Origin of the sequence: Bullifex sp., from assembly GCF_034103065.1 — a bacterium.
Lineage (GTDB): Bacteria > Spirochaetota > Spirochaetia > Sphaerochaetales > Sphaerochaetaceae > Bullifex.
The window spans coordinates 1-10,989 of sequence record NZ_JAXEGN010000049.1; the positions used below are offsets into that span (position 1 = coordinate 1).

Annotated in this window: 5 protein-coding genes; 3 read left to right on the forward strand and 2 right to left on the reverse strand. The window is 31.3% G+C overall.

The genetic code is table 11. The features are described from left to right. From SOY52_RS02010 to SOY52_RS02020, 3 genes are all read left to right on the forward strand, one after another. A partial coding sequence (locus SOY52_RS02010) for a hypothetical protein (protein ID WP_320847316.1) occupies positions 1 to 2,410 on the forward strand: 2,410 nt, incomplete at its 5' end. 1 nt (position 2,411) lies between these two features. Further along, complete coding sequence (locus SOY52_RS02015; RefSeq protein ID WP_320847317.1) at positions 2,412 to 4,820, forward strand: InlB B-repeat-containing protein; 2,409 nt, start codon at positions 2,412 to 2,414, stop codon at positions 4,818 to 4,820. 1 nt (position 4,821) lies between these two features. Beyond that, the gene (locus SOY52_RS02020; RefSeq protein WP_320847318.1) at positions 4,822 to 7,386 is read left to right on the forward strand and encodes an InlB B-repeat-containing protein; all 2,565 of its coding nucleotides are present in this window, start codon (positions 4,822 to 4,824) and stop codon (positions 7,384 to 7,386) included. Between the two features lie 16 nt (positions 7,387 to 7,402). Here the strand turns inward: SOY52_RS02020 and SOY52_RS02025 are convergent, their stop codons facing one another. Both SOY52_RS02025 and ppk1 read right to left on the reverse strand, forming a co-directional pair. Further along, a complete protein-coding gene (locus tag SOY52_RS02025) occupies positions 7,403 to 9,439 on the reverse strand; it encodes a peptidase U32 family protein (protein WP_320847319.1) in 2,037 nt (678 codons plus the stop codon). Between the two features lie 56 nt (positions 9,440 to 9,495). Next, positions 9,496 to 10,989: polyphosphate kinase 1 (gene ppk1 / locus SOY52_RS02030; protein ID WP_320847320.1), on the reverse strand; the 1,494-nt coding region annotated here is incomplete at its 5' end.

The following is a 10,989-nucleotide window of genomic DNA, read 5'->3' on the forward strand; positions in this document are numbered from 1 at the left end:
TTTATTAATCTTCCTTTTAGCATTGTTAGCTATTGTTTCTTGTAAAATTGATCCAGTTAATACCTATAAAATTGAAATAAATAAGGGTGATGGAAGTACACCTTATACTCAAATGGTATTAGGTGAGAGTGTTTTTAATCTCCCTTCTGTTTCACCTAAGGATGGAAATATTTTCTTAGGTTGGTATAAAGATGATACATTGCTTGTAGGAAAATCAATATTTGTAAACAAAGATATTGCTTTAGAAGGTAAATGGTACACTCCAAAGAATTACATATTATTTAATGGTAATAAAACAATTAATGCTTGTGTAAATGTGTTATCTGTTTTTACTCTTTCATACCCAGAAGAAGATTATCCATCATCACTAAGCTGGAAGTGGATGGTAGATGATGAGGAAATTGCAAACAACACATCTTCAATTACATTAAAGGCCTCTGATTACAAAGGTCTTCATACCTTTACTCTTGTTTGCAATGATATAAAGATTGGCTCTATTGTTATAGATGTAGTTGAAGATAGTGTATACTCAATTAGCTATAAAATAGATGATAATTTGGCTATAAGTTATTTTGGCATCCCTGCAGGACAAAAAAGAAATATTAATGTTGATACTCAAGATGCTGATTTAATTATTCCTGATGATAAGGTACTTAAAGATTGGATTGTTCAAGAGCCTTTATATTTAAATATCGATGATAATTCTTTCAATATGCCTGAATGTGATGTTGTATTTCAATGTGTAATGGATGCAAAAAAATATAGCGTCACGATTGTAAATACAGAAGGACTTGTATTATCAAAAAATGAAATAGAACCACAATATCCGGGAACTATTGTTAAACTTCCAATTGCTACTACTCAAGAAGGCTTTGAAGAATCATGGATAATGAATGGAGAAGTTGTAAAAAATAGCTTTACCATGCCAAAATGCGATGTAGTTTTAGAGGTAACTCAAAAAAGTAAACCTCACAAAGTAAAAATAGATAATCCTGATAAGCTTGAACTTTCATACTATACCCATAGTGATGCATATGTAGATGAGGTAATTACACTTCCTAAGGTTCTTTCTGATTTAGGTGATGAGTATTCTGCTTATTTCGATGTTAATGGAAAGCCATATGATTATGATAAGGTCTTAATGGGTGATAGTGATATTACAATAAGGGTCAGAAAGGATGGAAAGACTTTTAATATAATTACTAATTTGGATGGATGGAACAATCCTTATACATTACCAACGAAAGCAAAATATGGTACTAAAGTTGATTATTCCCAATATAGAAATATAACTAAGGAAGGCTATACTATTACCGGTTGGAAATTTACAAAAGTTGGTTCTTCTGTCGCGATTCCTGAATATGGTAGTGATACTATTGTTATGCCATTATATGATATTGAAGCAAAGCTTGAATACGTTGCAAATAAGAATAAACTTATAGTTAGTTATGGAGATGACAATCATAAAGCAATACCAGGCACAAAAGATGAAGAAGATAATATTTCATATGACTCAATTGTTGATATTAAAAAATATATAAAAGATATAGCTGAATATAAATATTTATATTCTGAGTTGATTGTAGGTGGCAAAGTAACAGCTATAGATGATCAATTTAAAATGCCAAATAAGAATGCAACATTAAGAATTACTTATAGCTATACCGGTAAACTACCTGTTGGTGGTGATATCTTTATGGATTTAGGTAAAGAATATGGTGTTGATTATATATTCTATGATAAAGATAAAAAAGAAATTGCCTACGATGGTTCAGACATTACTTTGCTAAAGGATGCAGAATATTATGTTAAGTTAGGACAAAGTACAAAAGATAGATTCTATGTTGCATATTTAGATGAAGAATTAAAAGTAAATTCTTGGGGCTTTATGCAAAATACCGACCTATTAAATATAAAAATGAGGGTAGGATACGGAAGAGAAAATACAAACTCCTTAATTTCTTATATCACTAAATATTGTCTTAATGAAGTTTCAGGAGAAACTCCTGATGAGAAAATAAGTAGTAGTAGCTCAATAAAATATAACCTATATAGAAATAGTGGAAAAGATCAAGGAAATTATGCTTTGGATGTATTTATGTCTTGGCTAAAGAATAGAAGAGAAAATGAGCCAAAGGATTACTACATCCCAAGTAAAGATGAGATGTTTATCTTAGCTCATGAGATGATTAAAGCTGGAAGGTTTAAGAATTTTGACTATACAACAGGCATAGATATGTTGGAAAAGGGTATATGGTCTTCAAGTTCTGAATCAGAATTATATAACAGTCTTATTTATTATACTACTTCGTATGCTACTGGATACTTACAAAAAATAATTACATCCGGTAATTACGCAAAACGTTCTGATTCAGCTGACCACTACATTATCCCAGTAAGGAGCTTCTAGTATGAAAAAGGCTTTATTAATAACATTATTACTTTTAGTAGGTTTATTAATTATTTCCTGTAATACAGAAAATAATGGTGTTAAAACAGTTAAAGTTACAATTGATTATAAAGATGATACTCCTTTAATTGTACAGGAATTAGTAAAAGGAAGCACCTTTATAATGCCATCTGCAATTTCAAAGTCAAATAGTGTTTTTACTGGTTGGTATCTAAATGGAAGAAAGCTTACTAATAACTTTTTAAAGGTTGATGAGGATATTACATTAGAAGCAGGTTGGTATAACTTTGATAAGAAAATCAAATTAAATTCTTATGAAGGGGAAAAGAGTGTAAAGAGTCAAAATACTCCAATTGTATTTAGCTACGATACTACAGGATATCCAAATGATAGTGATATTTGGACTTGGAAAGTAGATGGTAAAAATACAAATTGTAATGACCCTGAATGTTTTTCTATGGATTCTGCTACCATGGAAGGAGAGTATGTAATTTCATTAGAAGTAAATAAATCAAAGGTTGCAGAGTATATCCTTACAATAGTAAAGGATGAAGTTTATTCAGTTATTTATAGCGTTAATGATATTGTTGTTGAGAAAAGTGGTTATAGTGCAGGACAAAGGGTTGAACTATCCTCACTTGAATTATTAAAGATTACTTTAGATAAAGCAGATGAGTTTTCAAAGTGGAAGATTCTTGAACCTGATAGTTTAGTAATAAATGAAGATGATTCATTTACAATGCCTAAAAGTGATGTATTAGTTCAAGCTGAAATAGTAAAGAAAAAATATAATGTTAATGTAATAAAAAAGGAATCATTTGAATTTACACCTATCGAGCCACAAATCCCAGGTAGTGTTGTAAATCTTCCAAATGCAGTTCATAATTTTAATCCTACACAATATTCTCCTCTTTGGTATCTTGATGGAAAAGTAATTGAAAAATCATTCATTATGCCAGAAAGAGATGTTGAATTAGTATTAAAAACTAAATATCCATTGAATTTTCATAAAAATGGTATTGCTTTTGAAGAATATAAGTATGAAAAACAGTTCCAAATTCCAGGAACATGGTTAGATCTCCCTAAAATGATTGGTACAGTACCTGAAGGAAAAGAATTAGTATGGTATATAAGTACAGATTTAACAAAAGAACTAAATGTTGTTGATGGAAAATTCCAGGTTCCTAATTCTCATTTTGGAATTAAGGCAAAAATTGAAAATAAGAAATATACCACTACCTATGAAATGGATGGATGGAGTTGTGATAAAGAGCTTCCTACTCAGATAAGAGGAGGTGCTGAACTAGAAGAAATTTTCACTAATCCTCAAAAGGATGGATATCCTCAAAAGGATGGATATAAATTTATAGAGTGGCAATATTTAGATAATGGTGAATGGAAAAAGCTACCTAATATTATGCCTTCTAAAGATATAGTAGTTCGTCCATATGGAAAAGCAAATATCCATAAGATTGAGTTTAATTATTTAAAGCTAGATGGAACAGAAATTGAGAAATTAAACTTTAACTATGCTTATGGTTCTTCTTTAAGTTTATTAGATAATTTAAGTTCACTAATTAATCTTGACGACTATAAATTTGTAAAAGCTGAAGGATATTATAATGGTGAAAAAAGTACCTTTGATTACGTATTAAATATTGATGACAATAAATTTATAGTTCCAGATGGTGATGTTATTGTTTATATATATTTTGAAGATATAGTTAAAGAGAAAGTTGGTGGAATTATCTTCTATGACTCTAAAATTCAAAGTGATGCCAAATATACTTTCTATGATAGTAATGGTAAAAAAATTAAATATGAAGAAGGTGCTGACATTAGAGTCCTTAAAGATGCAGCTTTCTATCATAAAGAAGGCCTTGGAGATGATAGATTCTATGTCCTTTACCCAAGTTTATTATCAAATGAAAAGTTAGTTTGGGGCTTTAGTAGTAATGGTGCAATTAGAGATGCTTATTACTCTGAAGAAGTTGTAGTTGCAACAGGAACAGGAATTGGATATGGTAAATATGCAACTCAAGATATTCTTTCATATATAAATAACTTCTGCACAGGTAGTAATTACTACAAGCTATACCATAATTGCTATGAATATTATGAGTACCTTTTTGATGTATATATGGAAAAAATTGAAGAACTTAAGAAGAGTGGAAATCCAAGCGATTACTATATCCCAAGTATAGATGAACTTCTGCTTTTAAAGGAATCTTATGATTTACTTCCAAATAATATTAAAGAAGTAATGAGGCTTTATGATAACCAATTTTGGAGCTCAAGTACAACAGATCAATATTACGAAGTACGCTGTTTTGATTTTAAAAACGAGAATCCATTAGTTATTAAAGCTCGAAGAAACCAATGCTATGGTGTTATGATAAGGAGTTTCTGATATGAAAAAAAATATGTTACCTTTATTTTTAACTCTCTTAGTGTTATTTGTTTTCATATCTTGTGATTTTTATCCGAATGTTGCAAAGCCTAATACCTATAAAGTAGTCCTTGATTACAATGATGGAACGCATTGTGTTGAGCGTAATGTGGAGGAAGGAACAGCGATTACTTTACCTACAGATCTTAAGAAGGATAAATCAATCTTCATTGGCTGGTTTAATGATAAAAAAATATTAGATTCAAATACTGTTATTGTATCATCTCCATTAACACTAATAGCAGGGTGGTATGATTATAGTGGTGAGATTAAAGTAAATGATATCCCAAGCTCTAAGGTTATAAAGAGTGTTGGAGATAAAATTGCTTTAAGCTACGACTATATCCCATCAAGTCTTGTAAAATGGAATTGGAAGGTAAATGGTATAGTTGAAGGAAATAATCCTAACTCTTTAGTTTTAAAAAAAGAAGTAGGAGTATATACGATCACTTTAGAGTGTAATGATATAGAAGTTGCAAAACTTAATCTTGAGGTTAAGGAAGATAAGGTCTATACAATTTATTATTACATTGATGATGACTCTATTATTGCTTCTTATGGCCATCAAGAAGGGGATAAAGTTACTTTAATTGATAATGAAGAAGTATCATATTTAATTGATGATGAATTAACTCTTGATGGTTTTATTCCTCTTAAACCAAGGGATTTAGTAATTTCTGATAATAAAATTACTATGCCTAACTCTGATGTTTCACTGCGTGCAAAACTTGTAGATAAATTATATCAAATAACAATTAAAAATGACTCAGGATATACTCTTTCTGCAAGTGAAATAAATCCAAGTAAGAAAGGTAGTGTAGTATATATACCAAAAGTCAATGGTCTTGATGAATCTCTTTATAGTGCTATATGGAGTTATAAATATGGAGATAAAGAGATAATATTAAGTCAAAATGAATCATTCTTTATTATGCCTAATTCAGATGTAGATTTAACTCTTGATATTGTAAGAAAAGCTTTTGATATAAAGTTATTATATATTTCTGAAGGAATTACTCTTTCAAGTAATGAAATAAAGCCTCAGCAACCATCAAGTTTAGTTACTCTTCCTATTGTAGAGTCTAAAATTCCTGAAGGCTATAGTGTTGTTTGGTATGAAAAATTTGAATCAGAATTAGTACCTTTAGCTATCAATGATAATAAATTTAAAATGCCTGGAAGGGATATTTCTTTAGTTGTTATGCTTGTTACTAATACTTATGAAATTACTCCAATTCTTAATGATTGGGAAGTTAGCGAAAATATTCCAAGTAGTGCTTTGTTTGATTCTCTAATAACACTTCCATCTTCAGCTACCAAGACTGGTTATACATTTAATGGATGGAAGGTTATTAATAAAACAACAGGTGAAGAAATTCCTATGTTAAGTGGTAATACCTTTAAAATGCCAGCATGTAATGTAAGTGTACTTCCTAATGAGGAAATTAAAGAATTTAACTTATTTGTAAAGTACGTTAATCAAAATGGAAATGAGATTGAAACTATAGGCTCAGATGGTAGATATAGATATTCTTTAGCAGAGCCTTTAAAGATTAAGTATGCTACAACTGTTAATTATCTTGAAGGTGAATATAACGTAAAAACTCATATTAGAGGCTATAATTATTCACGAGCAATAAGATCTTATTACATAGACTCAGATGGTAAAAAGGTTACAGTAAATGTTGCAGGTGGAAAGTTTACAATGCCAGAGCATGATGTTTATCTTGAACTTTGCTATACCACTAGAAAGGAGTACATACTTGATGGAAGAGTCTTCTATGATGCAGGTGGAGATGATTCTGATATATACTACTTCTATGACAAAGATGGCTACCTTATCCCTTACAATATAAATGAAGATAGTGTTGATAAGATAGTTAATGCCTATTCTTATGTAAGAATCTCTGGTTTAGGTAGGTTCTATGAATTTTCTTTAACACCTATTGGAAATGGTAAAGGACTTTATTGGGGTTTTTATAATAATGTTGATATCGTTGGTTCTTCTTATTCAGGGTATAACCCAGAAGTATTAACAAGTACTGAAATAGGAACGGGTAAGAGTAATACAAAAAAAATTCTATCTTACATCAATTCTTATTGTACTCATGAAACTGGTGATAACAATAGGTCGGAGAACGATTGGATATCGCATGGAACAAAGTTCCCTTCTAAAGGCAAGAATATATATAAAAACTGTAGTTACAGAACAGAGGATACTTATCTTTGGTCTGATTTTGTTTCTTGGAATAAACAAAGTCGTTATAGTGATTGGTTTATTCCAGCTGCAGATGAATTAAAGGTCCTTTACGATTATGTAATAAAGAATAAAGATACCTTTAATAAGGAATTACTTGAAATATTTGAAAGTGGCCACATATGGTCTTCGAGTGCTTGGATACAAGATCTATTAAATCCACATAAAAAGTCTATATTTGCAAAATGGTCATATTCTCTTTATGAGGGAAAAACTGATTACTCTATGCGCCATATGCCGCTTAAATGTATTCCTGTAAGGAGTTTCTAAATAATTAAGGGACAGGTTAATTCCTGTCCCTTCTTACAACTGTGATGCAATCACGAACCTTTACTGTAAATGTGTCAGGTGCTTGGGAAATCTTAAAGTCATCATGTCTTTTACACCCTTTACATGGTAAACCTAGAGCATCATGACGATAACAGGTTCGAGAGATAAAGTATGGTGGCTCATAATTGGTAATTGTTGGTTTAAATGGCCAAGTGTGAGAATAACTATTTCTTTCAAACCAAAGATATCCACCAATTAAATTAGGTATTTCATTATTTAATAATTCAAGTGCAAATCTATTTGGTAAGTATAAGTAAATATCAGCAAAGTAATCATATTCAGGGTGTGACTTTGCAAAGTTTACTTGTGATATATTGTTTAGTCCTATTGTTACCTTTTTGTAAGGTGCTATCTTCTCAAGTACCTTAGACCATAGAGCTTTTTCATCAAAGGTAATTGGTGGAAGAGTAATATAAGCTTTGCCATCTAATTCCTTTACCTCTATAGACCATGGTAAATCACTATCTAAAAGATATCTATTTGGAAGTGTAAAGCCTTCTTTTATAGCTTGAGGCTCTTTAATTTTTACCCTTTCAATTTTCTCACTATCAAGAAGTTCATAGAAGTTTCTTCTAAATTCCTTTAAAAAAGATGGGACAATAAATGGATAATCGAGTCCTGAGTTGTTGATTAAATCCAAGCTTTTAAGGGTGTATTTAGATGTACCAGATTCTGAAAAAGCTTTTTCAAAGATAGTGTTAATATCTTTCTTATTCTTAGCTTCTTCTAAGTTAATATCCTTTTTAAGAGAGATATTATTGTAAGTTGCAGTAATAGCTGTTTTATCAAGAACAACCTTGATATCGATAGGTTTTCTATATAGAGGAAGGTTAGTACTTGGAGTTTTTTCTCTTTTAGTTGAATCAGAGATTTTATAAATCTTATAGTCCTGAAGACGCATATCTGTATCGATATAGAGGGTAGTAAAGGAGCTATCCTTTTTCACAATTGATGCTGAAAACTTCTCTGAGGTCAAAAGTCCATTTTGATCACTTTTTAGATATTGTAGTCCATCATGGTTTTCTATATTTTCTTCAGTTTCAATAACTCTTTGTTTTCCCTTTTCACTAATTACTTTTCCTACATATAGTCCAAGGTGACCTGGATAATTAACCGATACAAGAGATTCTCTATCGGGTTTGTATGATAGATAAGCGTCACTACTTTTTCTTTGGAAGGTAGTTTTAATACTATCTTGTTGTTCTTTTGTAAAGTATCCTTTATCCAGTATTGCTCTATAGTACTCAGTTACAGCTGCTACATATTCAGGAGACTTTAATCTTCCTTCAACTTTAGCACTATCGATACCCATGTTATTTAGTTCGATTAATCTTTCTCCTGCCTCCATATCCTGCATGCTGAAGAAATAACCCTTCTTACCACTTTGTAGATCTCTAAACCAAGAGCGACAAATTTGAGCGCACTCTCCTCCATTTGCAGAGCGATTACACTTGAGTGCAGATGCAGAACATAGCCCTGAAAAGCCATAGCAAAGAGCCCCATGGATGAATACTTTAAGTTCTACATCCGGGCATTCTTTTCTAATCTTTTCAATTTCCTTCATGCTTAACTCTCTTGAGAGAACTACACGCTCAAAGCCTAAGTCTTGAAGTACTTTTACTCCATCACTAGTATGGACAGCTAGTTGAGTTGATCCATGTAATGGAAGATTTGGATAGTATTTTCTTATTATATTAGCAACCCCTAAATCTTGAATTATCATTCCATCTGTTTGGTAGAATGAAATTTGATCAAGTATGCTAAATACTCTTTCCATTGAATCATCATCAATTAATGTGTTTAGGGTAATATAGGTTTTCTTACCATTTTCAAGAGAGTATCTTCTTATTTTTGATAAATCCTCTATAGAAAAATTTACTGCACCTTTTCTTGCAGAAAATTCTTTTAAGCCAAAATATACAGCATCAGCACCGTGTGAAAATGCTGTGAGGGCAGTTTCTAAACTACCCGCAGGAAGTGCTAATTCGATCATGAAATTATGATAGCATAAAATAAAGTAATCAAAAAAGTGCCCATGATTGGACACTTTTAAAGGTAATTTGCGTTTTTAATGCATTCTTCTTGGCTGTTAATCATCTTAGATAGAGTTTTTATCTTTTGATAACTTCCATCAGCAGATAGCCTTCGTGCTTTAATGTTATCAGATTCAATTAAAGTAAGTAGTGAAAGAATTCTTTTCTTAATGCTTGGATCTAAAATAGGAACTGCAATTTCAATTCTTTTTTCTAGGTTTCTTGTCATTAAATCTGCTGAAGCAATATATACTCTTTCATCTCCTCCACTACCAAAGGAATATATCCTTGAGTGCTCTAAGAAACGTCCAACGATACTAATTACATTAATATTTTCGCTTTCCCCTTCAACAGAAGGAAGTAGACAGCAAATTCCTCTAACTACTAATGAAACCTTAACACCAGCTTTACTAGCTTCAATTAACTTTTCAATACACTCAAGGTCAGTTAAGGAATTTATTTTGGCTCTAATTACTCCATTACTGCCTTTTGCTATTTCTCTATCCATTTCAGCAATTAAGCCCGCTTTAAGAGAGTAAGGTGCTACAAGTAGGCGTGAATATACATGATTAATATCAAGAACTGCTATGCTTCTAAAGAAGGCCGCTCCATCATTACCTATTTCCTCATTTGCTGTGATTAAGTTTAAATCAGTGTATTGTTTTGCTGTTCCTTCATTATAGTTACCTGTACCAATGTGTGTGATGTAACTTACTTTTCCACCTTCATCTAAGGTAATAGAGATAATTTTAGAGTGCACCTTTAAGTCTTCAACACCGTAGAATACTGTACATCCTGCATCTTGAAGAACTTCAGCGTTATCTAAGTTATTCTCTTCATCAAATCTTGCACAAAGCTCCATTACAGCAACTACTTCCTTACCATTTTCTCTTGCTCTTAGAAGGGCTGATATTATTTTTGAATTTCTAGCTAAGCGATAGATAGTAATCTTAATTGAAGATACTCTATCATCCTCTGCTGCTTGGTTTAAAAGCTTTATTAAAACATCCATACTTTGATATGGATATGCAAGGAAGATATCCTTTCTCTTTACTTCACTAATTAAATCAGAAGTCTTTGATAAAACTTGTGGAGTAACAGGGCGATGTGCATTAAATCTCAACTCTGCTAAATTTTCATATGAGAAATAATCAGCGAGGGAGAATAAAAACTTATAATCGAAGTGGTCAGGGACTATATAAGTAGAACACTTCTTTGCAGTTAGATGTTGCTTTAAAAATGATGATAGCTCATTAGATAGTAAAGTATTGGTTTCAAGTCTAATTACATCACCTCTAGTTCTTCCTTCAACTTTAGTTTGAATAAAGCGTGAAAAATCGTAGTCAAATTCATCATCAGCATCCTTTGAAAATGCCTCAAAGTCTGCGTTACGTGTAACTCTGACTAATGCTTTTTCCTTTATTGTAAAGCCAGGAAAAACTTTATCAGCAAAGTTTAATAATAAATCTTCACTAGTAATTAAATGAACCTTTTTACCACCTGAGAGTTT